The organism is Helicobacter sp. MIT 03-1614, from assembly GCF_000762925.2.
GTDB lineage: Bacteria > Campylobacterota > Campylobacteria > Campylobacterales > Helicobacteraceae > Helicobacter_C > Helicobacter_C hepaticus.
On sequence record NZ_JRMS02000005.1, the window covers coordinates 136,182 to 159,461 of the forward strand.

Consider the following 23,280-nt stretch of genomic DNA (forward strand, 5'->3'; position numbering starts at 1 on the left):
ATATGTTAAGTTTTTCAGATATTTTATTAAAATTACAAGAATTTTGGAAAAATCAAGGCTGCCTCATTGTCCAGCCTTATGACATTCCTGCAGGAGCTGGGACATTCCACCCTGCAACCCTACTTAGAAGTCTTGATTCTAAGCCGTGGAATGTAGCTTATGTCGCACCTTCACGCCGCCCCACAGATGGACGATACGGAGAAAATCCTAACCGCTTAGGAAGTTACTATCAATTTCAAGTGCTTATCAAACCAAGTCCTGATAATATACAAGAGCTCTACTTACGTAGCCTTGAGGCTTTAGGATTAGATTTAAAATCACACGATGTGCGATTTGTAGAAGATAATTGGGAATCTCCAACGCTTGGTGCGTGGGGATTAGGCTGGGAAGTATGGCTTGATGGTATGGAAGTAACTCAATTCACTTACTTTCAACAAGTAGGAGGTATCCCTTGTCGCCCTGTAGCAGTAGAAATCACTTATGGAGTGGAGCGTTTAGCAATGTATATTCAAGGTGTAGAAAATATCTTTGATATTCTTTGGAATGATTCCTCAAACTCTGCACCTATGCTTTATGCTGATGTTCATTTGCAAAGCGAATATGAATTTTCTAAATACCATTTTGAGCTTGCCGATACACAAATGATTTTTTCTCTCTTCAATCAATACACTCAAGAAGTCAAACATTGTTTGCAACAAAAAGTCCCTCTTGTAGCCTATGATTACACAATGTTAGCAAGTCATTTTTTTAATATCCTTGATGCGCGTAAAGCTATCTCTGTAGCTCAAAGACAAAACTATATCTTACAAATACGCGAACTCGCTAAAGGCTGTGCTACACTCTATAAAGAAATGGAAGAAGAGAGAACTATGCGAAGAGAAAAAAACAAAGGATTATGATGCGCCTTTTTCTGATTTTAATTTTTGTATTTAGCATACTTCACGCGGAGAATCTTGTGCGTGATTTTGAGCTTTATAAACTCAATGATGGAGACAAAAGAGCACCTACTTTACTCCTTATGGGCGGGATTCACGGCGATGAACCCGGAGCATATTACTCTACTGATTTATTTATGCGTCATTACAAAATCACAAAGGGTAGTGTGTGGGTTGTGCCTGTTGTTAATCCTCATAGTATGTTTGCAAATGTGCGTGGTTTGTATGGTGATATGAATCGCAAATTTGCTGCGCTTGCTCAAAACGACCCTGATTATCAAAGTATCCAAAAAATCAAAGAGCTTCTTGCTCATCCACAGATTGATATTTCAATGCACCTCCACGATGGGAGTGGATATTGGCGTCCTACCTATGTGAGTAACCTCCTTAATCCGCTCCGTTGGGGAAATTGCTCGGTAATAGACCAAGTAGAGCTTAAAGGCTCAAAATATGGCAAATTAGAATCTTTTGTGATTCAAATGGTGGCAGATATTAATGAGTATATCCTACACCCTCTCCATCGCTACTCTGTGCATAATACTCATACAAAATCTAAAAATGATACACAACAACTCAAAGCCCTCACTTTTTTCTCACTCTCGCTCGGCAAACCGGCTCTCACAAATGAAGCAAGCAAAGAGCTTGATATTCAAATACGCGTATATTATCACCTCCTCGCCATAGAATCTCTACTCGGACAGCTTGGTATAGAATTTGAGAGAGATTTTGAACTTAATCCCGCCTCTATCAAAAAACTTATCTCTACTGCACATTTACAAGCACATATTGAAGGACTCATCACTTTGCCCTTAGATTCTCTACGCCCTCTTATTACTTATTTTCCGCTTCCTCAAGGCGTAGAACCAAAACATATTAAGATTCAAAGCCCAAGTCATATACTCGGCTTAGTGAAAAATCAACAAGGGGGTATAGAGATTAAATATGGCTCACGCACACTTAGCACACTCTCACCCCAATGGAGCGCTTTTGATAGCTCATTGGGCAGTGTGAATATGAAAATTGATGATAAAATGCAGTCTGTGCATTTGGGTTCAATAGTTTATGCAAAAGAAAGTATAGAGTTTGAACCTATGAGCGAATATCGCGTAAATATTATAGGCTATGTCAAGCCTAATGATACTTCGCCTTTACCCGATGAAAGTGGTATCAAAGTCCATAAAAAAGACTTTATGCCACGATATAGCCTTGATAAACAATCTCTTATTTATCGCGCTGAAATCTATCGCAAAGATGTATTTAGCGGTATGATAACTATTTCTTTTGATAAACCTCCACTTGATAATCCCACACCTTATAAACTTATAGCCTATAAACCTGCACCTAATTCACCCCTTGCTTTAGCTCTAGCACACACTCATACCAAACAGACATCACCAAGCACTATACCACCTAAAAATATAGCCCTTGCTTCTAAAGAATCTATGCCTAAAAATGAACAAAAAGAATCTACTAAGCCTACAATCAAAATACCACAACAAACCATGACTCGTTTTGTTAGACCCTCTATTGGCGTTAATGTCCGATTAAAACCAAGCACACAAGATTCTATAATTGCGAAACTTCCACAAGGAGCGAAAGTAGAAGTTTTAGAACAAGTGGGTAAATGGAGCAAAATTGCAAAAGATAGTAAAAATGGTGTAAATCAAGAGGGCTACATTAGCTCATATATGCTAACAGAGACACTTCAAGATGCTCCGCAAGAGAATACAAAACCTATAGAATCCACACCAAAAGATATATCACAAAAAACTCAAGATTCCTCTGTGAAAGCACCTCCTATAAATGCACAAGTAAAAGTAAATATTGCGCTTGTGCGCTTAGAGCCTTCCATCACTGCGCCCATTGTGGCTAAAGCACCTTTGGGACGCAAAATGCAAATTCTTTCTTTTGAGGGGCAAAATGGAGAATGGGCAAAGATTCATTATATTTTTGAGGGGAAACAAGGGGTGCGTGAAATTAATGGCTATATAGCAAAACATCTCCTTAAACCCTTATAAAGGCTATATGATGGGGTTTGAAATTACTGAAAACACATTTGTGATTTCCGATAGTCATTTTGGACATAAGGCTGTTTTGCAGCGCGAACCTAGTCGGCTCAAAAGTGCCAAAGCCTATGGATATAGTGATTTTTATGCGTTTCATAAACATTTATGGAATCAAGTAGTGGGCAAAAAAGATACGCTTTTGCATTTGGGAGATTTATATTATGCGGGTGGATTCCCTTATCTTAAAGGACTCAATGGCACGAAAAAACTTGTAATAGGAAATAATGATGTGGAACGTTTTGAAAAACTTAAAAATCTTAAAAGTTGGAGTGTTCAAAAGGGTTTAGCCTTACAAATTCCCCAAAGCGAGGCAATTCTCAAAAAACTCTATGCACAATTTGGCAAAAGTATGGTAAAAGATGATATTTATCTCAACGCCATAGTGCTTGATTGTGCAGGAGAGCGCATTATGTTTTCGCATTTTCCTGTGTTTCATCGCAAGGCACACGATAGATTCACTAAAAGTAGAGATACGCTTGATAAGCTTTTTGCCCTCGCGGATTGCTCACTGAATATTCACGGACATATCCATTCACGCAATACAAATTATTCCTTTTGTTTTAATGTCAGCTGCGAACAGCTAGGTTTTGCTCCCAAACGACTTAAAGAAATTATTACCTTATGGCGACATAAAGTCCATATTTAGGGGAGCAATGATATATTTTTACGCTCTTATTTCCTGTGGCACGATAAGGAGGCGCATTCCCAAATCTTTTGCTCACGCACTTAAACATTTAGAAGAGATAAATGTGCTTGAAAATAAAGGTGAATATTGCATACTTAAGCCTCACTTTATTATAGGCAGTGTAGATATTTCACGCAGTGGAAAAATCTACATCAAAAGCTTGAATATAAAAGATGAAAATGATTTTCTCCTTGAAAATGGACGATATGTTAAGCTCAAAAAAGGTGATATTATTCTCGCAAAACACACACCAAAAAAAGCGCGTTTTATTACATTGCTTTACTCACCAAAAACTTATACCCTTGCTACTCTTGTGATGAAAAAGGGGGTAATTAAAGCTCTTGAGCTTGATACAAAAAGTGGAAAAGAACATTATATAGAACTTAAAGTCTCACAAAAATCGCTCAAAGCTTTGCCTCCGCACTGCGTGGTAAAGGTTGAGCTTTTATCTGGCAATATTGTTGAAGTGCTTGGAGTGCTTGGAGATGCACAAATTGACGAAAAAATAGTCCTAAGCTCCTATAATCGCGTCAATGAATTTAGCTCTAATGTCAAGGAGTTTGCTCAATCTTTTGGCGATGAAGTATGTAAAGAGATGTATCCCCATCGTGTAGATTTAAGCCACTTGCCTTTTTGTGTGATAGACCCCAAAGACGCACGCGACCACGATGATGCGATTTATTTTGAAAGCAAAACAAAAACGCTTTATGTAGCTATTGCCGATGTAAGCGAATATGTAAGCTGTGAAAGTGTGCTTGATAAGGAAGCAAGACAAAGAGGTTTTAGCATATATTTTCCGCATAAAGTTGTGCCTATGCTCCCCTTTGAGCTAAGCAGCGGAATCTGCTCGTTAAAAGAAAACAAAGTGCGTTTAGCAATGGTATGGAAAATAACGCTTGATAAAAACGCACAAGTGCAAAAAAGTGAGCTCTTAGAAGCCTTTATACAATCTCACGCAAATGTCAGCTATGAAAACATAGAATCTTTTTTGCAAGGACACAAAAGCACTCTGCCAAAAGAGATTCAAAAATGGCTTAAGGCATATTTGCCTTATATCAAAAAGCATAGGGCTATACGCTTGCAGTATGGCTATGAATTTCAAAGCAATGAAATCAAGTTGGAACTTGATGAGTATCAAAATATAAGCTCGTGGTATAAAGTAGAGCACACTTTGGCTCATAGCATCATTGAAGAATCTATGCTCCTTGCAAATGTGCAAAGTGCGCTTATGCTCATCAATAATACACAAAAGGGCATTTTTAGAATCCACCCTCCCCCCAAAGAAGAGCGCATACAATCACTACTATGGGAAATAAAAAATATGGGCTTTGAGCTACCCTCTACACTTGATTTTCACAGCCTTATATTAGCTATACAAAACCAAGTCAAAGGAAGCAATATGGCAGAAGTGCTTGATGATATGATTATCAAATCTTTTGCTAAAGCAACTTATAGTGTCATCAATATCGGGCATTTTGGCTTAGGATTTGAGAGTTATACACATTTTACCTCGCCTATTCGCCGATATAGCGACTTAATCGTGCATAGAATCTTAAAAGCACTTCTTCATAAGGATAAATCCCTGTCTTTCTTACTTGAGGGGCTCAATGGTATTGCTCAAGAGATGAACATCAAACAAAAGCAAGTGAGCCATATTGAGCAGGATTTTTATCAACGCAAAATGCTTGCCTTTACACAAAGACTCTTAGAATCTACTCTACCTCTTATCTGCACTGCACTTGTAGTAGAAGAAGATTCTTATGCTATTGCACTAGATACTATCCCGCAAATAAAAATTGCTCTCTCACACTCATTTGAGAGATTTAAACTTGTAAAAGTGCAAATAGAAAAAGTGGATTTGCTTTGTGGCTATGTGCAAGGAAAAGTAATAGAATCTATCAGTCATTAAGTCTTAAAATTGACTAAAATTAAAATGTTACTTTATGAAAAATATAGTTTAGAACCTTAGAGGTGTTTTACACCAAAATCATTTTTAAGGAAGCTCACAATGAGCAAGATTTTGATTTCTCTGGCTTTAGTTTTTAGTTTGGGGACAACTTCCCTTGTTGCAGCACAAACACAAGAAATGCAAAAGTTAAGCAAAGCTGATGCCCAATTACTTTTTGGTAAGCAAGATGTCAATGTTGCATTGCTCAGTGATGAAGAAATGGGTATCACGGCGCAGTTAGCTCTAAAAAAGGCTTAGATAGAGATATTATACTCTTAGGCGCAGAGCTAGAGGGAAGTATCAAATATAGCCCCTGCTTATATTCAAGACACACAAGCTTATCCAAACTCTGACAATTTTGTCATAATGTTTGAAATTGGCATTAAGGGTTTTAATAAATAAATCCTGCTAGAATCCTTAGGATTTACATCATTAAGGATTCTCTGCAATAAATGTATAAATCTCAACTTGATACACTCTTAAAACAATCTGCTCCACGCATAAGTTTTCTGTATGGTGATAGCTTTTTAGTGGGCTATTATAGTAGAAAAATCGCTCATTGTTTAAAAAGCGAGGAAAAGACGACTTTTTACTTTGATGAATACAATGCAAATAACATTAATGCTTTGCTTTCACAAGGCTCACTTTTTGGCTCTAGCTCACTTGTAGTGCTAAAAATCAATCATAAACTAAACAAGGCTGATATAGGGCTTTTTCTTACTTCACTTTCACATAATACACAAAATGCGCTTATTATAGAATACTATCAAGCGTCAAATAAATCAGATGGGGATTATGCAAGAGATTGCAAAATTTGTGCTGGATATTTTAAAAATCCCAAAATACCTAAAGATAGCATTGTGGAAGTGCGATTCTTTCCGCCAAAAATAGATGAATGTATGGGCTTTATGCGTGAGAGAAGCAAAGAATTAGGGCTTATTGCCGATGATAAGATTCTAGGCTATATTTTAGGATTACAAAATAATGATATTGCACTCTCTTTAAATGAATTAGAAAAATTTGTTATTTTCACAGGTGCAGAAAGAAGACCCATAGAACCAAATGATGTGAATTTACTTTGTGATGGCATAGCAAGTTTTAGTGTAGAAGAGCTATGCCATACTTTAATGGAAAAAAAGCCTATTATCAAAATGCTCAACACTATCTATGAAGAGGGAATTAATGAAATAATGATGATTGGGGAGATTCAGAGATTTTTTTATCAACTCTTTTTGTTTTTTGCTTTTATCAAAATCAAAGGACGACCCGATGCGAAAGAGATTCTAGGATTTAGTCCACCTGCTCATATTATTGAGCGTTTATCACGTTATTGCATTCGTTTTAAAGAGACACAATATATTGCTATCTTTGAGTTACTCTCTGCTTGGCGCTATGAAGTAAGCAAAGGCAAATCCAAACAATCTATGAGCACTTTAATTAAAATTCAAGAAATGATAAGATAGAATCTCCCTCTTACACCTTGCTCTTTTGTAACACAAAAGCTTTGTGGCTTCATAGCAATAAACAAAAGGGCGGTTACACCAAAAGGAGATTACAATGAAATTTTATGAGACGATGTTTATTCTCAAACCCACACTTGTAGAAGAAGAAATCAAAGCACGACTTGATTTTTTTAAAGAAGTCATTACCAAAAATGGTGGTGAGATTGAAACTTGCCTTGATATGGGTATGCGAAATCTTGCCTATGAGATTAAAAAAAATAAACGTGGATACTACTTTGTCATCTACTTCAAGGCTCAACCTAGCTTAATTTTGGAGCTTGAGCGCAATTATCGCATTAATGAAGAGATTTTGCGCTTTATCGTCATAAAATATGAGAGTAAAAAAGAACAAAGTGCGTGGCAAAGCCTTGTAAATAAAGCAAATAATAAACCAGAACCCAAACCCACAAAAGCTAAAAAAGAAGATGTTGCCCCAGAGGCTAAAGAGCAAGTCCAGACAGAGGCTTAATACGAGTGAGAAGCTAGATGTATAATAAGGTGATTATAATAGGAAATCTTACACGAGATGTGGAACTCCGATATTTGCCTAGTGGGAGCGCTCTAGCTACCATTGGATTAGCAAGCAATAGGAGATTCAAAAAGCAAGATGGCTCTCAAGGTGAAGAAGTATGCTTTATAGATGTAAAGCTTTTTGGGCGCAGTGCAGAGGTAGCAAATCAATATTTGCGCAAGGGAAGCAAGATTCTCATTGAAGGACGTTTGAGTTTAGAATCGTGGAACGACCAAAGCGGTGCAAAACGAAGTAGGCATACCATTACTGCAGAAAGTATGCAAATGCTAGATTCTAAACCTAGTGGAGATGAGAACCCTTATAACAATGCAAATGCCTCTAATACAGGAATGCAACATAATACCAATAACTCACCAAACTACAATCAAACTTACTCGCAGCCACAAGGAAATGGGAATGTTGGGACAGGAAACTATCCTCAAAATATCCCCGAAATCAACATTGATGATGAAGATATACCTTTTTAATAAACACAAGGAGCAATAATGGAAAAGAAAAAATACTCAAAACGATACTGCCGATATACTGAAGCAAAGCTTGAATATATTGATTACAAAGATGTAGAAATGCTTAAGCATTCACTCTCAGAGCGATACAAGATTATGCCAAGACGTCTTACAGGCAATACAAAACGTTGGCAAGAACGTGTAGAAGTAGCAATCAAACGCGCAAGGCATATGGCTCTTATCCCCTACATTGTGGATAGAAAAAAAGTTGTTGAGAATCCTTTTAAAATCTAGCAGCATTTCCGCATTAGCTATAACTTGCTTTGATTTTTGGTGCAAAATAAAATTAATAATAGAACTCTGCTATAATCAAAAGTCTATACTCAAAGGATAAGTATGCGGAGAGATGCACTTCTTTTTGTCTTTACATTATGTTTTTTCACAACTTTGGGTGTGTTTTGGTGGGCTTTTGAACCAGAGCGTATAAGTCAAGAGGTGCTTGATCTCTTTCCACATAATGATGATAAAGAAGTAATTGAAGTATACAGATATTTTTCTAGCTCTAAATATGTGCCTGTGGCGATTAAAGGCTTTGATGAAAATGCACAAAAGCGTATGCAAGATATTGTTCGCATTATTCAATCTCTTCCTTATGTTTCCTCTGTCATTGAAGAAAATATCCCCTTAGAAAAACAGCTCTATACCTTTTTGACACAAAATACTTCTTATATCCTCACTCCACACAACGCCTCATTTGATTCTCATTCGCAATATACTCTTATTTCGCTTGAGGCGCAAAAGATTTTCGCTCCTTTATTACACCAACTTACAAATCATTTTGCATCTTCTGCTCCGCCAGCCTCCTCTACCCTTATAGCAAAAGATTATGGCTTAATGGTATTAGTAGAGCTTGCAAACCTTGAAGATGAAGCTATTAAATCCACGCTACAAAGCTTTAAAGCCATAGCTCAAGACTATCCTGATATGCGCTATTTTTCGTCTGATTTTATGCGTGTAGAGAATCTAGAATTAATTTTAAATGAAGTAAATTTTCTTTTAGGTTTTGCCTCATTTGTATTTGTATTGCTGTATTTTGTGATTATTCGCATACCACTTTTGACTTTTTATACTATTTGCACACTCATTCTCTCTAATGCCCTTGCAATTTTGCTTACCCTTTGCATATATCCAAAAGTTACGATTATGGCATTAAGCTTTGGTATGGGCATTTCAAATATTGCCATTGATTATATGATGCATCATCACTTCTTTGGGCTTTATACACAAAGTGCGGCTTTTCGTAAGCAATCTTCATATCCTCGTCCACCATTTAATCTTCCTGTGTTTTATGGTTATTTTACAACAATGGTAGGCTTTGGTGCGTGTTTGTTTATCCCTTTTCCTCTCTTATCACAACTTGCTCTTTATGCAATGATTTCTTTAAGCATAGCATATATTAACTTCGCATTCATATATCCACGCATAGGTTTTAAGCCACCACGACTTTTTAGTGTAATTTCGGCATTGAGGAAACCCTTTATCCCGAGTATTGTATTTTTAAGCATAGCGCTAATAGGTTTTATCTACATAAGCACACAACTTAAACTTGATTTTGACCTCTCTAAACTTGATTATCAAAATAAACCTATGCTCAAAGAAAGAGCATTTTTTGCGCACATTCAAGACAAAGATGAAAATGATGTATTACTCTTTGCAGATAAAAGTGAGGGGCTTATGCTCTTTGTGCGTGGGCTTATACAATCCACAGGTGCGATAAACTTCAGACAAAGTGAAGGAGAATCTCATTTAGAGAAATATTATTATCTCGTGCATATGTCAAAACCCCAAATTGTTAAGACACAAGAACTTTTAAAATCCCTGCAAGCAGCTCATAGCGATTCTAAAGACACTACAAAATTACAAGAAAATGTGCAAAGTCTGTGGAGCGTAGAAGAGCAAGAAAAAATTGCACAATCTAATGTGCACCTTGACGCACGCCCTTTGCAAAGCATTATGGATAACTTAGCAGATTCTATCTACCAGCCTATGCTTATTGTGCTTGGCATTGCGCTATGCCTTATGCTCTTAACCCTTGCATTTAGCACACATAAAGCATTTTTAAGTGCGGCAAGCTTTGTGCTTTTTCCTTTGAGTATGGCACTCTGTGTCATATCAAGCCATAGTGTATTAAATATGATGCACCTTTTCGCTTTGCTCATTTTAGTGATTGTAAGTGTGGATTATGGAATCTATGCCATAAAAGAAGGGGATAATCCACGTTCAACTCACGCTATTGTATTTTCTGCACTTACTACAGGCTTGAGCTTTGGGATCTTGATGATCTCAAACACAAAAGCTCTTAATTCTTTTGGAGAAGTTATTTTCAGCGGAATGAGTTGTATATTGTTATTGCTTATATGCGGACGCTTTAAACACAAAGCAATTAAACAAATAATATAATTTCTTAATCTAAACCCATACAAAAGGAATAAAATGAAACAAAAAATGCCCATATGGAAAAAAATTTTAAGAGAAATATTACGCCCATTTTATCAAATGTGGCTTATTACAAATGGAGCGAGTGGAGGCGAAATAATGAGCAACCAAGAAATTGCCAAAGATAAGGCAGACTATACACGTCTTAATATGGATAAACGATTTGTGATTGATAGTGAGTGGGATTATTTGTGCTTAGGGGATAAGTATGCACCTAATGGTGTTATAGATTCACAATATTTTATACAAGATATTTGGGGAGCGCGTAAAGTTTTAGCTCATAAACCCGATGTGCATTATGATGTAGGCTCTAGTGTGAGGGATTTTATCGCGCATTGTCTCGCTTATAATCAAAAAATTACCTTGCTTGATATACGTCCAATGAATAATCAATTTAATACGAGCTTTTTAAACAACGGGGGGGGGGGCATAACATATATTCAAGCCAATGCTACGCGTTTAGAAAATATAGCTGATAATTCTATCCACTCACTCTCTGCACTATGTAGTATAGAACATTTTGGACTTGGGCGTTATGGAGACCCCATAGAACCAGATGCGTGGGAGGGAGCATTAAAAGCCTTTCAAAGAGTATTAAAACCCAATGGACGGCTTTATCTAAGTGTGCCTGTGGCAGATGAGGATAGGCTTTGTTTCAATGCCCACCGCATTTACAAACCACAAACTATTATTGATAGCCTAGATTCTATGCAAATTATTGAAATGGGCTATATAAAAGATTTTGATGTGATAGAATGTATGAAATGGGAAAATAACAATCTACACATCAATAAGGAAGCACTCGAATCTATGCCAAAAGCACATAAAAGAAGTTGTTGCTTTGGCTTATTTGAGTTTGCAAAAAAATAGCTTATCTGTCTTTGAGTTTAAGCTCACCGATAAGTTTTGCGTAACGATTATATTGCGTCTTTTTAAGATAAGAAAGGAGCGATTTTCTCTGCCCTACAAGCTTTAAAAGCCCCAAACGACTTGAATGGTCTTTTGGATTAGCTTTTAAATGCTCTGTTAAATCTGCAATTCTTTGTGAAAGCAATGCGATTTGCACCTCACTTGAGCCTGTATCCTTACTATCTCGTGCGAATTTAGCAATAATCTCTTTCTTCTTCGCCATATCTAAAGCCATTTTGACCTCCTTGATTGGTATAAAATAAAGTTTGGATTCTATCTTAAAAATCTAAAAAATACATAAAATACGCTATTTTTGCTTTTTGCTCTCAATTTGTGAAGAATGGATATAACCTAATATAGCGTCCTTACCACTTTTAGCTGAAGGTGGAAAGTAAAAGACTCTTAGCCATTCACCAATACTTCGTCCCCATATATAATAAACAAAAGCATTTTTATTTTTTAAATCTTCCACTTGGATTTGCGCGATAATCTCTCCTGCCTTTTTGCCATCATTTTTTGGCTCACCTCTTAAATTAATATAACTATCCTTTGTTTTAGGGAATTGTTGTAAATGCGGTGCGATGCCAATCTCATAATAATGCTTAGATATTGGAGAAAGTGCTTTAAATTTTTTTATATGCCCTACCTTTATAGGAAAATCTTTTGTTCCATCAAATCCATAATACTTCAATACCACCTGTGCCCTCACTGCGACTGCACCAAAAATTATCTCTTTTGCCTGTAAATCATAAGGGAGGATTTTATATACTTCATCAATCCCTACAAGGATACCCAAATCAATCTTTTTATTAAAAGAAGCGTTCTTATAATCCCATTTCTTGAGTTGCTTATCATAAACTCCTTGTTTATATGGGTCAAACGAAAAAGGAAGCTCAAGGTTGCTATCAGGGTAAAATACCCAATTCCAAGCACCTTGGTTAAATTCATAGGCCATTTCAAGCACACCGGTAAGCCCTACTTCGCCATCAAAATCCACCCAATACCTCCCATCTGCCATTTCAGGCGAGAGTGTATTAGAAAACATCGTCCCATTATTACTTAAAAGTGAAGTATTGTATAATTGTGGAATCTCATTTCCAAGTAGTAATGAAACAAAGCTTATCCCTAACAATATAAATTTTACTTTTTCTAAAAGCAAACGCTTCTCCCCTCCAAATCTATAAAATAAAAAGCAATTTGGCTTTCTCCAACCTTACTCCTCAATGTAATTTTTAAGCTTTCTTCCTACCTTTGGGTGTTTAAGCTTTTTGATTGCACTAGATTCTATTTGTCGCACCCTCTCTCGTGTTACATTAAGTTCTTTGCCAATTTCCTCCAAAGTGCGGTCAGATTCATCATCAAGCAATCCAAAGCGCATACGAATGACTGCTTTTTCCCTATCATTAAGCTGCTCTAACACCTCATCAATTTGCACTTTTAAATCCTCTTTGAGGATGTAATCCATAGGACCAACCGAGCTCTTATCCTCTACAAAATCCCCAAACTTGCCATCATCATCGCTCCCAATAGGTGCATCAAGACTTACGGGTTCTTTGGTGATTTTAATCACATTTTTTACCTTATCAATAGGTAACCCCACTTCTTTGGCAATAAAATCAATATCTGGCTCTTTGCCTGTTTCTTGCACGTGTTTGCGCATAATCTTGTGGATTCTATTAATCGTCTCAATCATATGGATAGGAATGCGAATTGTGCGTGCTTGGTCGGCAATAGCACGAGAAATTGCTTGTCTAATCCACCAAGTAGCATAAGTTGAAAACTTAAAGCCCTTTTTATATTCAAACTTATCCACTGCTTTCATTAGCCCAATATTGCCCTCTTGGATTAAATCAAGAAATGGCAAACCACGATTTGTATAACGTTTGGCAATGCTTACCACAAGTCGGAGATTAGATTTTGCCATTTTTGCCTTTGCTTTATCGGAGATAGACTTACCGCGCTTAATCTGCTCTAGAATTTCTTTAAGCTTTTCAGGCTCTAAATTAAAACCACCTTCACTTGCTTCTTTCGTTTGAAAAAGCTTTTTAAGCTCTACATATACACTCACCATTGTTGTTTCTGGCACCATTGCAGCAATCTCATCGCGACTCATCGTTGTGATATTAGCAAGTATTTTTTGATGATTTTCCACAAGCATATCATTAAACAATGGCAATTTATACTCTAAACGTTTTAACTCACGTTCAAAGCCATCGCCACTCTTTAGAGTGTTTTCCATTGCTTTCACAAGCTCACCAATAAGCTTACTTGTTGGTCCTAAATCCAAAAGCTTCATTTTCAAAATATGCTTTTTATGCGAGAGGAGCAAAATATGAGCCAACTCATCTTCTCCCTCTACTATTGGTGTTTCAAGCACTTTGAGCCATTCTTTTTTTGCCTTATCAAGTGCTTTAAAGCTTTCCATAACTTTTTCTATACGTTTTTGGTCTTTTTTAGAATTAGATTTGCGTGATGCCTCTTCATCATCAAGCATATCAAATTCTTCCTCTTCCTCTTCATTCTCTTCCTCTTCATCATCAAAACTTTTAAAAAGCTCTTTTACACGTCGCTCACGATTGATAAGAGCATCTTTGTAATCATAAATAAAATCAATCAAATAAGGCACAGAGCAAATTGCATCAAGAATAGTATTTTCACCTAATTCTATTTTTTTACTTAAACTGATTTCTTCTTCTTTTGTCAAAAGCGAAATTTGTCCCATTTCACGCAAATACATACGCACAGGACTATCACTTCTGCTCCATTCAAGCAATTCCTTATCTTTCATAAAATCAAATTCATCTTCAAGCTCTTCATTAAGCATTTTTTTCTTATCAGCTTGACGTTTAATCTGCTCTTGAGTATTGAGCATTTTTGCAATTTCTGACGAACTCAAAAGCTGTTTTTTATATTTTTTACTTAAGTCTTTAATTTTCTTAACTTGTGCAGCAGTAGGAGCTTTAAGGATAATTTGGGCAATTTTTTCATAAGTGATATAATCGCTATCTTCTTCTTTAAAAAGACTTTCTAATTCAGCATTGACTTCTTTTGATTTTTTGCTGACCTTATCGGATTTTTCTGACATAATGATGTCCTTGCAATGGAATATAACAAAATCGGCAATTTTATCTAAGATTGCATAAAAACTTTATTAATATTGCACCCTTTATTCTGTAGCCTAATTGCTTTATTAGACTACTAAGAGTTCTTATTTAGGATTAATTTCTTCTCTACGTTGGAGATATTCCCAACGTGCTTCCACATCTTTTTGGAATTGTTTAATAATATGCTCATTTTCAGGTTTAAAAAGATGCTTGAAACGCCCTTGTGCACCTAAATAATCGCGCACTGGAACAACATTACGTGGGCGATAAGTAATGTGCAATTCTACGCCATTAATAATTTCAAACAATGGAAACACAAGAGAATCCACAGCTAAATCACTGATTTCAACGGTTTTGTTAGATTCAAATCGCCATTCTGTTGTGCAAGCACTCATTGCATTAATAAATGTCGGTCCCTCTGTATCAATGGCACGTTTAATTTTTTTGTTCATATCTTTCCATTTATTTGGAGCGACTTGAGCAACATAAGGAGCGTGATGTGCTGCCATTATAAAGAGTAAATCTTTTTTGCGCTCTTTTTTGCCATAGCTTGCACTTCCTGCAGGAGTTGTTGAAGTGCTAGAACCCAGCGGTGTAGAGCCACTTCTCTGCCCACCTGTGTTTGCATACACTTCATTATCAAGACAAATATAAGTCATATCGTGTCCGCGCTCAAAGCACCCGCTAATCCATTGGAATCCAATATCATAAGTCGCGCCATCACCACCAAATGCAACAAATTTAGGTTTTTCGCCTGTGTATCTGCCTTTACGTACAAGTGCTTTATACATAGCTTCTGCACCAGCCACAGCAGTAGAACCATTTTCGAAACCAATATGTATCCAAGGCACGTCCCAGCTTGTATGCGGATATACTGCGCTTGAAACCTCAAGGCAACCTGTCGAATTTCCTAAAATAATAGGTCCGTCAACCGCACTTAATACTTCACGCACAATCATTCCGTGCGCACAACCCGGGCAAAGTAAATGCGCACCTTCAAATTTCTTTGATGATTTTTGAAACTCTTTAAGATTTTTAACTTCTTTTACCATCATATTCTCCTTAAAAAAAGCTCATTTTAGGTCCGCGAAGCCCTAACATTTGTTGAACTGGGTGTGTAAGTTTGCCAGCTTTTACATTTGCATCAAGCTCATTAAAAATACCTTCCAAATGTGCCTGTGTCAAATCACGTCCGCCAAGTCCATAGATATAATTTGACATCACAGGGTGCGCACCAGCAGATAAAGCCGCAGCAGAAAATTCGTTAAATAGCATACCAAGCGCACCAGCAGGAAGACTTCTATCTAAACACGCTACAGCCTTAAGAGATTTGAGTGCTTCTCCTATTTGCTTAAAAGGAAAAGGACGCAAAGTGCGGATTGAAAGCACTCCTGCTTTAATTCCCTTTTCCTCACGCACTTTTTTAGCTGCCACGCGAGCAGATTCTACACTTGTGCCAAGTGCAACAATTGCTACCTCCGCATCTTCACACATATAGGTCTCAACAAGATTATATTTGCGTCCTGACACTTTTGCAAACGATTCAAATACTTCCTCTATCACTGCAGCCGAATCCATAATGCCCTTATGTAATTGTGCCTTATGCTCAAAATGCCAATCTTCCTCTGTCTGCGCTCCATAAGTGATAGGATTAGCAAAATCAAGCATAGGATTATGTGGGATATAATCGCCAATAAACTTATATGCCTCTTCATCAGTAAATGGACGCACTGATTGGGCTGTATGAGAGCAAATAAAACCATCTTGATTCACAATTACGGGCACTCTCACGCGTTTATCTTCTGCAATCTTAAATGCCATAAGATTAAAATCATATGCTTCTTGGGGATTATAGGTAGCAAGATTTATCCAACCTGTATCGCGGCTAAGATACATATCAGAATGGTCACCATTGACATTAAGCGGCGCAGCAAGCGCACGATTGACAAGATTTAAAACAATAGGTAAGCGCATACCAGAAGCCTGATAAAGCACCTCTACCATAAGAGCAAAACCTTGAGAGCTTGTCGCAGTTGCTACTCTCCCTCCAGCTGCAGCTGCACCTACACACGCACTCATAGCAGCGTGTTCAGATTCCACCATAACAAACTCACCATCAATATAACCATTACTCACAAAACTTCCATAATTTTGCACAATCGGAGTTGAAGGTGTAATAGGATAAGCTGCTACCACATCAATTTGTGCTTGACGCAGTGCTTGAGAGGCTGCCATATTCCCGTCCCACACCTCAATCGTTCGTAATTCCATTGTTTTAGCCATTATTTCCTCCTCTACGCATTGTTCTGTGGTTTTTTAGATTCTTTAGCTGGCCACTCTTTAAGTGCTTCTTCATTCGCTTTATGGTCGCTAAACATAAGCAATGACTTAGGATTTGTAGGACATACATCTACACACACTCCACAACCTTTACAATGCACATAATCTACTCCTGCAAGTTTCTCATCTCTTGTAAGGATTGCCGCATCAGGACAAAATACCCAACAATTAAAGCAATTAATACAAATTTCACTATTATGCACAGGCTTCTCTACACGCCAATGAGCCACACTATCTGTAAAAGAACTATCTCCACTATAAGTCCTTTCATATTTATAAAGCTCCTTTCTGCCATCTACACCCTTTTTGAAAGGAAAAAGCACAGAGCCGATTTCAAATTTGTCCCAATCTTTTAATTTATCCATAAATCTCTCCTTTGCTTTATTATTTGACTTCCTCATAGGCTCGTCTAATTGCCACCTTATTTGCCTCAATAACTTGAGGAGGAAGCTTTTTACCAAGCACTTTAGAAAAAGATTCTAAAAAGAAATCAATTTCAAGCATACCTGAAACCTTCATTAACGCCCCAAGCATAGGTGCATTTGGGACAGATTTACCAATCGCATCAATAGAGATTTGAATACAATCAAGTGTATAAATCTCTTTGCTTGCAAGCTCAGGTTTTTTTGCAATCAGCTCTTCTTTGCTCAAACGCGTTGTAATGATATATTTTGTAGAAGGTTTGTCATATAAACAAATATTTGTAATAAAAACCAATCCCGGATCAATAACCAAAATATAATCTGGATTCATAAATTTCTCGTGGTTAAGAATGGGTTCTGAATCTATCCTATTATAAGCTGTCATTGAAGCACCACGCTTTGCCGATCCATAAAACGCAAAAGCTTGCACTTCCTTGCCTGTGCCTGCAATTACATCAGCAAGTCCTTTTGCACCTGTTACAGCACCCTGCCCAGCACGAGAATGCCATCGTATCTCAAGCATTGTATCTCCTTTCTTTCAATAGATTTAAATGTGATTTTAACGAGAATTTGCTTAAATTAGTATCATTTTGAAACAATCTTGATAAAGATACCTTAACACAAAATTATCTTTCCTTGTTTTATCATTCTAGCACGATTAATAAGCGCATAGAGGGCTGTATCCTCATCACTAAATACTTCTTCAAAAGTTTCACTATATCTATCTCCCTCAAACTCAATACTCCTCCACTCTATCACTTCTGCTTTAGAATCTGTGATAAAAGAAATATATTTATCTCTTTGTTTATCGTGCTTAATACCCGCACATAAGGGCTTCAAAGCCTCATTGTCCCAAATGACTTGCAAACGTTCCTCTTTGATGACTTGTAAAGCGAGTTCTTTTCTATCATCACCGCTCAAGTCTATTTCATTATCATAATATTTACGCCAATAATTCATTTGCAGCATTTTATCGATTGCTTCTCTTTCATAATCAAAGGCATATTCACGCTCGACACAGCCTCGTTCTCCAATGTAAAGCACCTCGAATTTATTACTTTTAGAATCAAACCACATAGTAAGATGAAATTCTCCTACGTGCTTATAAGAAGGATACCAATCTGTATAAATTAACTGCTCCTCTTTGATGATTAGCTCCGCTTGTTCTCTTGTCATTGTTTTTCCTTTGACTGGGCATTTTCTTGCACAAAAACTATTTCAAAGCTCTTGCAATACAAAGTAATGGATTCCAAATCCTCATCAAAATATAGGCTAAGGAGCATTTCATCATCTTTTTCAATATAGCCTGTCATATTGTCCCAATTCGTCCTTACTAAATCTATAAAATGAGCTTGACATTTCCCTAAATCCTCACAATACGCGCATAAATGTAATAACTCACAATCCCAAAAAGTCATTTTTACATCGCATATATTTGTTTTATTTGATTTGAAAAACAGCTCCAAAGTCTTTGCGCTGTTTTTAATTTTATGCAAGTAAAAATCATTGCGCAAGTCAATATTTTCACCCTCTAACTCAAACTCTCTTTGAAAGGGGATTCCGTGTTTTATATTCTTAAACTTCATTTTCTTTCTCCTTTTAGAGGATTCCCAAAATTCCCGTGATTTATTCGCCTTTTGCCTCGCCATAGGATTCCACAAAGCTTTGCAAATCTTGCCTTAATTCCTCATCATTAAGATAATTCAAAATCTGCTCATCAGACCTTGCCATATAAAAAGTATTGCAATCGTAGTCTAAATACATCTTTTTGGCTTGAGATATTCATATAATATCATTCTCCAAAGAATAAATCAAAATATCAAATATTTCTACTTCCCCATTATCATATTCTATAGAAATCTTACGTTCTTCATTAGTTCTTGGGTCATTTTTTAAAATCTTAAGTGCTTGTTCTTTTTGATTTAATTCTATAAGAAGTAAAATTTGCATTAGGGTTCTATCTTTCCAAAACACATCTTTATTATTTTCATATTTATAAATAAAATCATAAAGTCCTTGTATCGTGCTAGGTGTATCGATTTTAAAGGCTTCCAAAAGAGATTCTATGCTCTCCTTGTAGGCACTCAAAAAATTATGATAAGAATCACTAGGCATATCATCTAAAGCAAATTCTTGCAATTCTTGCATATTGGAAAATTCCATACTTTTAAAAGAATAAGGAAAAGATCTAACACCATATTCATTTAAGATTTTAAAGTCCAAATCAGGCTCATCAATCTCTAGGCTAGCACATAGAATCTCATCACTTTTTATGGATTTCACCCTAAAAGAAACATCAAGACTTATGCAATCTTCCTCTTGTTCTAAATAATGTTCAAAAGTAAAAAGTAAATTATCAAAAACACCAAAAGTTATAAATTCCTCTGTTTTTAAGCCATATTGTGCTGAAAATTTGTCTAGCTTTTTGCAAAAATTTATAACAATTTCATCTAAGAATTCTTGTTGAGACATTTAAAGTGTTTTACTCCCATTATTAAATCTAAAATTATTGATAAAGACTACCTTCTCTATTATAAGATTTGAACATAAATATAAAGGGTGGCTTATATCTTTTATGTTTGTATGATTTTTTATATATTTAGAATCTATAATCTATCTTGTCACTCTGAACGAAAGTGAAGAATCCAACCCTTTTCCCTGTCATATCTTAAGGTAATAGCCAAAGGATCTAGATTCTAATGCCTTAACATTTCTTTCTTTGATATGCTGCTAAAGCTAATCTTTCCTTGCTTTATCATTCTTGCACGATTGATAAGGGCGTAAAGGGCTAGATACTCATCATTATATATTTTCCCCTCAAATTCCTCATCACCATTAAACTCAATATTCCTCCACTCTATCAGCTCTGCCTTAGAATTTGTGATAAAAGAAATGTATTTATCTCTTTGTTTATCGTGCTTAATTCCAGCACTCAAAGGCTTCAAAGCCTCATCATACCAAATGACTTCTAAATTCTCATCTTTGATGACTTGTAAAGCAAGTTCTTTTGTTAAATATCCTTTGATGTCTCCATACATATGTTTTTTCTGCCAATAATTCATTTGTAGCATTTTATCTATTGCTTCTCTTTCATAATCAAAGGCATATTCATCTTCAACGCCCCCTCGCTCTCCAATGTAAATAGTTTCATATTTATTATTGTTAGGATTAAACCAAATGATGAAATAATACTCCCCACCCGCTTCACCATACTTATTCCATTCTGCTTCTATTAACCCCTCTTCCTTAATAATCAATTCTGCTTGTTCTCTTGTCATTGTTTTTCCTTTTAAAATGTATTTTTTAAACCTTAATGCAACAGATAAGATTCTATATCAAATCATAGGGAAAGTATTTATAGTCTTTAAATTCATCTTTATCTAAATTCATTATTTTTACCACAGCAGCACCTTGAAGATTCCAAGTATTTATAGGGTCTCTTAATCTTGTGTGTTTTTTCATATATTGATGCAAAAAGTTAATGTCCTTACTCGCTACAAACTCTTTAATCAGTTCGTGTTCTTTGACAAAAGAAGCACATTTTCGCTCTAAATTTAGATTTTTACCCTTCGAGCCTATAAAATGCAAAAACCAATCTCTATTGTAAATATCCCTTCTCTTTGCCTCATCTTCCTCTATAAGCTTTAGCAAACAAAAAGTATCCATATCTAACAATATCCTTACACAAAACTCCTCAATATTTTCTCCATACAAAGTAATATCAAATCCTGTTTCCAAACGATGTTCTTGTCGCCCTAGCACTGCAATTTCTAGCTCTTTTTTGACCTCCGCTATATCATCTCCACGCGCATATTTTGCTAAAGCTTTTTCTAATCTATCTCCATCTAAAGAAAAATACACTAAATATTTATTTAAATTTTGTTTTGATGAGAGCAACTCCATAGTCTTTTTAATTTCTTCCTCAAATTCCTTTATATTCTCGTCCAACTCTTCTTTACTTCTTTTGGGATCCCTTACCATTTTTTATCTCCTTTAATCGTTTTTTATCTTGGCATCTTTATCTAGCTCTTTAATGGTTATATTACCTCCTTCATCCATATGAAATAAATCTTTTCTGACCCTTTTATCATTGCTATCAAGAAATTGCTTTATCTCTTCTGCTTGTTCCTTACCCACAGCCTTATTAAGTCTATTCTTAACCCATTCATCATTCATTGTTTGTTCTTATTTTGGTAAAAAATCGCCTGTAAAATATGGTGTCTGTCAAAACTATAAAAAAACAAATGCCTAATAATAGACCGCCTATTATTAGACTTTGCCAATAATCAATATAGAAAATCATCTCAAAGTAATCATCTATAAAATAAGTATTCCAATGTCCTCTCCTAGTATAACCAATCATTCCGCCATTAAGAAAGCCATAGGTAACAGACAATATCAAGGCATAGTTACCGACCATTATAATGCTGTATTTTATCGGCTGCCCTATCATTTTCTTCATACCTCCAAGAGTCTCTACACCTTTTTGTGAATAAGGGCGCAACATACCATTTGCACAATATACAAAAAAATCTCTAAGAATTACTGCAAACACTCCCGCACCCACCACAAACATATACGAAGCATAAAACTTACAAAGTTCAGGAGCGTAAGTTTTACTCTCCATTAGTTTAATAGCAGGGATAAAGTCCATAAAGTCTGTGAAGTGTTTTAAATAAGGATACTTGGTTAAAATATCTAAAGGAAGCAAAAAGATAGTGAGAGAGCAGAGAAAGTAAAACAAAATAGCAAAGATAAGTCTCTTTTTACTAAAGTGTCTGTTTTTAAGCTTAACCCTCAAATAAGCCCTAAATCTATTGTAAGTTAAGGATTTATGGGATTTCATTGCTAAAAGATTGTTTAGAGAAAAAATAGAAATGGAGTTGGTTGGCGGTGTATGTTTTATCATTTAAAATCTTTCAAAGAATCAATAAAGTCCCTTAAATGTCCTGTTTGGTCTGCTACCCAATCATCTATGGTATAGTCCTCATCGCACTCACTATCATCTCCGCTATAATAATCCCCGCCCTCAAAATCAGCAGGGTCGTCATAAAGCTCCATTTCCTCTTGCTCTAGCCATTCTTCTAATGCCTCGATGAAATCAGAAAGTATTGCACCATTAAAATGCGCTTTTTCATAAGCCATAACCGCCTTAAAATGTGGCGGAAAAATGACATTGAATTTTTCATCGCTTTTTAGTGTGCCATTATCCCAGTTTTCATTCTCAAGGCATAAAACTTCTTTGATGAATGCTTTTTGCTCATCGGTGTTTAAACTCGCTAATCCTGCTTCTAGCTCCTCACTACTCCCACTTTTATACTTTTGCAAAAGTGCTTGTAAAGATTCTTTAGAATCTGCATTTTCATTTTTCATTGTGTTTCCTTTTGAAATTCTTTGATATGAAATTTCACATCATTAAATGTAAGAGATTCTTCAGCCATTACTTAGCCTTTTTCTTGCTCATCATCTCAGCAATTCTTTGATTGATGAGTTTATCTTTTTCTGCGCGTTGTTCGTCTGTTAATTTATGATAATTTTCGTCAAAACTCTTTCGATTTGCACAATCTACCCCAAATGCCAACAATACCTCCTCTACAATATACCTCAAATCCCTATCAGCACTCTTAGCCCCTGCGTCTTTTAGAAGCTTTTTGTTTCTAGCTCCTTGTGCTACATCTAAGGGAGTGAAAGCTCCATTATAATAATTCACATTTGCCCCAAGCTCTATTAACATCTGGGTGGCTTTGTAGGCTGAAGATTCTTTTACCGAATGGAACAAAGGTGTTTTTCCAGATCTGTCTAACACATCTACATTTGCTCCTGCTTTGGTAACCGCAATTTCAATTGATTTATAATCATTACGCCTAGCCCACCAATGCATACAAGTCCAGCCAT

Annotated in this window: 28 protein-coding genes; 11 read left to right on the forward strand and 17 right to left on the reverse strand. The window is 36.1% G+C overall.

The window, feature by feature from the left end; translation table 11 throughout:
- Positions 1-2 precede the first annotated feature (2 nt).
- From glyQ to LS66_RS05005, 11 genes are all read left to right on the forward strand, one after another.
- On the forward strand, positions 3-899 hold the full coding sequence (gene glyQ / locus LS66_RS04955; protein WP_034366683.1) for a glycine--tRNA ligase subunit alpha: 897 nt from the start codon (positions 3-5) through the stop codon (positions 897-899).
- Positions 899-2,953: a M99 family carboxypeptidase catalytic domain-containing protein gene (locus LS66_RS04960; protein ID WP_034366679.1), complete on the forward strand. Its 2,055-nt coding sequence runs from the start codon at positions 899-901 to the stop codon at positions 2,951-2,953. The genes glyQ and LS66_RS04960 overlap by 1 nt, the downstream gene beginning before the upstream one ends.
- A gap of 7 nt (positions 2,954-2,960) precedes the next feature.
- On the forward strand, positions 2,961-3,647 hold the full coding sequence (locus LS66_RS04965; protein WP_236096976.1) for a metallophosphoesterase: 687 nt from the start codon (positions 2,961-2,963) through the stop codon (positions 3,645-3,647).
- Between the two features lie 7 nt (positions 3,648-3,654).
- Positions 3,655-5,595: a ribonuclease R family protein gene (locus tag LS66_RS04970; RefSeq protein ID WP_034366673.1), complete on the forward strand. Its 1,941-nt coding sequence runs from the start codon at positions 3,655-3,657 to the stop codon at positions 5,593-5,595.
- A 99-nt stretch (positions 5,596-5,694) separates the two neighbouring features.
- Positions 5,695-5,892, forward strand: a complete 198-nt coding sequence (locus LS66_RS04975; protein WP_034366670.1) for a hypothetical protein — start codon at positions 5,695-5,697, stop codon at positions 5,890-5,892.
- A gap of 194 nt (positions 5,893-6,086) precedes the next feature.
- On the forward strand, positions 6,087-7,097 hold the full coding sequence (holA, locus tag LS66_RS04980; RefSeq protein ID WP_034366668.1) for a DNA polymerase III subunit delta: 1,011 nt from the start codon (positions 6,087-6,089) through the stop codon (positions 7,095-7,097).
- A 94-nt stretch (positions 7,098-7,191) separates the two neighbouring features.
- Complete coding sequence (gene rpsF / locus LS66_RS04985) at positions 7,192-7,605, forward strand: 30S ribosomal protein S6 (RefSeq protein WP_034366666.1); 414 nt, start codon at positions 7,192-7,194, stop codon at positions 7,603-7,605.
- Between the two features lie 17 nt (positions 7,606-7,622).
- Positions 7,623-8,135, forward strand: coding sequence for a single-stranded DNA-binding protein (locus LS66_RS04990; RefSeq protein ID WP_034366664.1), 513 nt, complete (start codon positions 7,623-7,625; stop codon positions 8,133-8,135).
- 18 nt (positions 8,136-8,153) lie between these two features.
- Positions 8,154-8,408, forward strand: a complete 255-nt coding sequence (gene rpsR / locus LS66_RS04995; protein ID WP_011115380.1) for a 30S ribosomal protein S18 — start codon at positions 8,154-8,156, stop codon at positions 8,406-8,408.
- 102 nt (positions 8,409-8,510) lie between these two features.
- On the forward strand, positions 8,511-10,574 hold the full coding sequence (locus LS66_RS05000; protein ID WP_034366661.1) for a hypothetical protein: 2,064 nt from the start codon (positions 8,511-8,513) through the stop codon (positions 10,572-10,574).
- Positions 10,575-10,607: 33 nt separating this feature from the next.
- Positions 10,608-11,480 carry a DUF268 domain-containing protein gene (locus LS66_RS05005; protein WP_236096977.1) on the forward strand — a complete coding sequence of 291 codons (873 nt, stop codon included), beginning with the start codon at positions 10,608-10,610 and terminating at the stop codon, positions 11,478-11,480.
- A 1-nt stretch (position 11,481) separates the two neighbouring features.
- Here the strand turns inward: LS66_RS05005 and rpsO are convergent, their stop codons facing one another.
- From rpsO to LS66_RS05085, 17 genes are all read right to left on the reverse strand, one after another.
- Positions 11,482-11,754 (reverse strand): 30S ribosomal protein S15, encoded by a 273-nt coding sequence (rpsO, locus tag LS66_RS05010; RefSeq protein ID WP_011115383.1) that lies wholly within the window; start codon positions 11,752-11,754, stop codon positions 11,482-11,484.
- A 72-nt stretch (positions 11,755-11,826) separates the two neighbouring features.
- A complete protein-coding gene (locus LS66_RS05015; protein WP_034366659.1) occupies positions 11,827-12,678 on the reverse strand; it encodes a hypothetical protein in 852 nt (283 codons plus the stop codon).
- A 54-nt stretch (positions 12,679-12,732) separates the two neighbouring features.
- Positions 12,733-14,604 carry an RNA polymerase sigma factor RpoD gene (rpoD, locus tag LS66_RS05020; RefSeq protein ID WP_011115387.1) on the reverse strand — a complete coding sequence of 624 codons (1,872 nt, stop codon included), beginning with the start codon at positions 14,602-14,604 and terminating at the stop codon, positions 12,733-12,735.
- Between the two features lie 123 nt (positions 14,605-14,727).
- Positions 14,728-15,675 carry a thiamine pyrophosphate-dependent enzyme gene (locus LS66_RS05025; RefSeq protein ID WP_011115388.1) on the reverse strand — a complete coding sequence of 316 codons (948 nt, stop codon included), beginning with the start codon at positions 15,673-15,675 and terminating at the stop codon, positions 14,728-14,730.
- A gap of 10 nt (positions 15,676-15,685) precedes the next feature.
- Positions 15,686-16,906 (reverse strand): 2-oxoacid:ferredoxin oxidoreductase subunit alpha, encoded by a 1,221-nt coding sequence (locus LS66_RS05030; protein WP_011115389.1) that lies wholly within the window; start codon positions 16,904-16,906, stop codon positions 15,686-15,688.
- An 11-nt stretch (positions 16,907-16,917) separates the two neighbouring features.
- Complete coding sequence (locus LS66_RS05035) at positions 16,918-17,328, reverse strand: 4Fe-4S dicluster domain-containing protein (protein ID WP_011115390.1); 411 nt, start codon at positions 17,326-17,328, stop codon at positions 16,918-16,920.
- A gap of 19 nt (positions 17,329-17,347) precedes the next feature.
- Positions 17,348-17,908, reverse strand: a complete 561-nt coding sequence (locus tag LS66_RS05040; RefSeq protein WP_034366657.1) for a pyruvate flavodoxin oxidoreductase subunit gamma — start codon at positions 17,906-17,908, stop codon at positions 17,348-17,350.
- Positions 17,909-18,000: 92 nt separating this feature from the next.
- Complete coding sequence (locus LS66_RS05045; protein WP_011115392.1) at positions 18,001-18,561, reverse strand: hypothetical protein; 561 nt, start codon at positions 18,559-18,561, stop codon at positions 18,001-18,003.
- Positions 18,558-18,971, reverse strand: coding sequence for a hypothetical protein (locus LS66_RS05050; RefSeq protein ID WP_034366656.1), 414 nt, complete (start codon positions 18,969-18,971; stop codon positions 18,558-18,560). The genes LS66_RS05045 and LS66_RS05050 overlap by 4 nt, the downstream gene beginning before the upstream one ends.
- 40 nt (positions 18,972-19,011) lie before the next feature.
- Entirely contained in the window at positions 19,012-19,149 is a 138-nt protein-coding gene (locus tag LS66_RS10275; RefSeq protein ID WP_236096978.1) for a hypothetical protein, read from the reverse strand.
- Between the two features lie 18 nt (positions 19,150-19,167).
- A complete protein-coding gene (locus LS66_RS05055) occupies positions 19,168-19,857 on the reverse strand; it encodes a hypothetical protein (protein ID WP_034366655.1) in 690 nt (229 codons plus the stop codon).
- Positions 19,858-20,081: 224 nt separating this feature from the next.
- Positions 20,082-20,663: a hypothetical protein gene (locus tag LS66_RS05060; RefSeq protein WP_034366654.1), complete on the reverse strand. Its 582-nt coding sequence runs from the start codon at positions 20,661-20,663 to the stop codon at positions 20,082-20,084.
- A gap of 52 nt (positions 20,664-20,715) precedes the next feature.
- On the reverse strand, positions 20,716-21,366 hold the full coding sequence (locus tag LS66_RS05065) for a PoNe immunity protein domain-containing protein (RefSeq protein ID WP_034366653.1): 651 nt from the start codon (positions 21,364-21,366) through the stop codon (positions 20,716-20,718).
- A gap of 12 nt (positions 21,367-21,378) precedes the next feature.
- The gene (locus LS66_RS05070; protein WP_034366651.1) at positions 21,379-21,561 is read right to left on the reverse strand and encodes a hypothetical protein; all 183 of its coding nucleotides are present in this window, start codon (positions 21,559-21,561) and stop codon (positions 21,379-21,381) included.
- Complete coding sequence (locus LS66_RS05075) at positions 21,554-22,294, reverse strand: hypothetical protein (protein ID WP_034366649.1); 741 nt, start codon at positions 22,292-22,294, stop codon at positions 21,554-21,556. Before LS66_RS05075 ends, LS66_RS05070 begins: the two co-directional genes overlap by 8 nt.
- The gene (locus tag LS66_RS05080) at positions 22,291-22,758 is read right to left on the reverse strand and encodes a hypothetical protein (protein ID WP_034366647.1); all 468 of its coding nucleotides are present in this window, start codon (positions 22,756-22,758) and stop codon (positions 22,291-22,293) included. Before LS66_RS05080 ends, LS66_RS05075 begins: the two co-directional genes overlap by 4 nt.
- Before the next feature lie 67 nt (positions 22,759-22,825).
- The coding region (locus LS66_RS05085; RefSeq protein WP_371414325.1) for an ankyrin repeat domain-containing protein at positions 22,826-23,280 on the reverse strand (455 nt) is incomplete at its 5' end.

What these genes read in the sequence shown, in the direction of transcription:
- LS66_RS05035 (WP_011115390.1), bottom strand. Translation starts at nt 17,328, where the DNA reads ATGGATAAATTAAAAGATTGGGACAAATTTGAAATCGGCTCTGTGCTT.
- LS66_RS05045 (WP_011115392.1), bottom strand. Translation starts at nt 18,561, where the DNA reads ATGACAAGAGAACAAGCGGAGCTAATCATCAAAGAGGAGCAGTTAATT.
- rpsR (WP_011115380.1), top strand. Translation starts at nt 8,154, where the DNA reads ATGGAAAAGAAAAAATACTCAAAACGATACTGCCGATATACTGAAGCA.
- LS66_RS05055 (WP_034366655.1), bottom strand. Translation starts at nt 19,857, where the DNA reads ATGTCTCAACAAGAATTCTTAGATGAAATTGTTATAAATTTTTGCAAA.
- LS66_RS05070 (WP_034366651.1), bottom strand. Translation starts at nt 21,561, where the DNA reads ATGAATGATGAATGGGTTAAGAATAGACTTAATAAGGCTGTGGGTAAG.
- LS66_RS05080 (WP_034366647.1), bottom strand. Translation starts at nt 22,758, where the DNA reads ATGAAAAATGAAAATGCAGATTCTAAAGAATCTTTACAAGCACTTTTG.
- LS66_RS05040 (WP_034366657.1), bottom strand. Translation starts at nt 17,908, where the DNA reads ATGCTTGAGATACGATGGCATTCTCGTGCTGGGCAGGGTGCTGTAACA.
- LS66_RS05075 (WP_034366649.1), bottom strand. Translation starts at nt 22,294, where the DNA reads ATGATAAAACATACACCGCCAACCAACTCCATTTCTATTTTTTCTCTA.
- LS66_RS05000 (WP_034366661.1), top strand. Translation starts at nt 8,511, where the DNA reads ATGCGGAGAGATGCACTTCTTTTTGTCTTTACATTATGTTTTTTCACA.
- LS66_RS05050 (WP_034366656.1), bottom strand. Translation starts at nt 18,971, where the DNA reads ATGAAGTTTAAGAATATAAAACACGGAATCCCCTTTCAAAGAGAGTTT.
- LS66_RS04990 (WP_034366664.1), top strand. Translation starts at nt 7,623, where the DNA reads ATGTATAATAAGGTGATTATAATAGGAAATCTTACACGAGATGTGGAA.
- LS66_RS05060 (WP_034366654.1), bottom strand. Translation starts at nt 20,663, where the DNA reads ATGACAAGAGAACAAGCAGAATTGATTATTAAGGAAGAGGGGTTAATA.
- LS66_RS04965 (WP_236096976.1), top strand. Translation starts at nt 2,961, where the DNA reads ATGATGGGGTTTGAAATTACTGAAAACACATTTGTGATTTCCGATAGT.
- rpsO (WP_011115383.1), bottom strand. Translation starts at nt 11,754, where the DNA reads ATGGCTTTAGATATGGCGAAGAAGAAAGAGATTATTGCTAAATTCGCA.
- glyQ (WP_034366683.1), top strand. Translation starts at nt 3, where the DNA reads ATGTTAAGTTTTTCAGATATTTTATTAAAATTACAAGAATTTTGGAAA.
- rpsF (WP_034366666.1), top strand. Translation starts at nt 7,192, where the DNA reads ATGAAATTTTATGAGACGATGTTTATTCTCAAACCCACACTTGTAGAA.
- LS66_RS04970 (WP_034366673.1), top strand. Translation starts at nt 3,655, where the DNA reads ATGATATATTTTTACGCTCTTATTTCCTGTGGCACGATAAGGAGGCGC.
- LS66_RS10275 (WP_236096978.1), bottom strand. Translation starts at nt 19,149, where the DNA reads ATGTATTTAGACTACGATTGCAATACTTTTTATATGGCAAGGTCTGAT.
- LS66_RS05025 (WP_011115388.1), bottom strand. Translation starts at nt 15,675, where the DNA reads ATGGTAAAAGAAGTTAAAAATCTTAAAGAGTTTCAAAAATCATCAAAG.
- LS66_RS05005 (WP_236096977.1), top strand. Translation starts at nt 10,608, where the DNA reads ATGAAACAAAAAATGCCCATATGGAAAAAAATTTTAAGAGAAATATTA.
- rpoD (WP_011115387.1), bottom strand. Translation starts at nt 14,604, where the DNA reads ATGTCAGAAAAATCCGATAAGGTCAGCAAAAAATCAAAAGAAGTCAAT.
- LS66_RS05030 (WP_011115389.1), bottom strand. Translation starts at nt 16,906, where the DNA reads ATGGCTAAAACAATGGAATTACGAACGATTGAGGTGTGGGACGGGAAT.
- LS66_RS05065 (WP_034366653.1), bottom strand. Translation starts at nt 21,366, where the DNA reads ATGGTAAGGGATCCCAAAAGAAGTAAAGAAGAGTTGGACGAGAATATA.
- LS66_RS04960 (WP_034366679.1), top strand. Translation starts at nt 899, where the DNA reads ATGCGCCTTTTTCTGATTTTAATTTTTGTATTTAGCATACTTCACGCG.
- holA (WP_034366668.1), top strand. Translation starts at nt 6,087, where the DNA reads ATGTATAAATCTCAACTTGATACACTCTTAAAACAATCTGCTCCACGC.
- LS66_RS04975 (WP_034366670.1), top strand. Translation starts at nt 5,695, where the DNA reads ATGAGCAAGATTTTGATTTCTCTGGCTTTAGTTTTTAGTTTGGGGACA.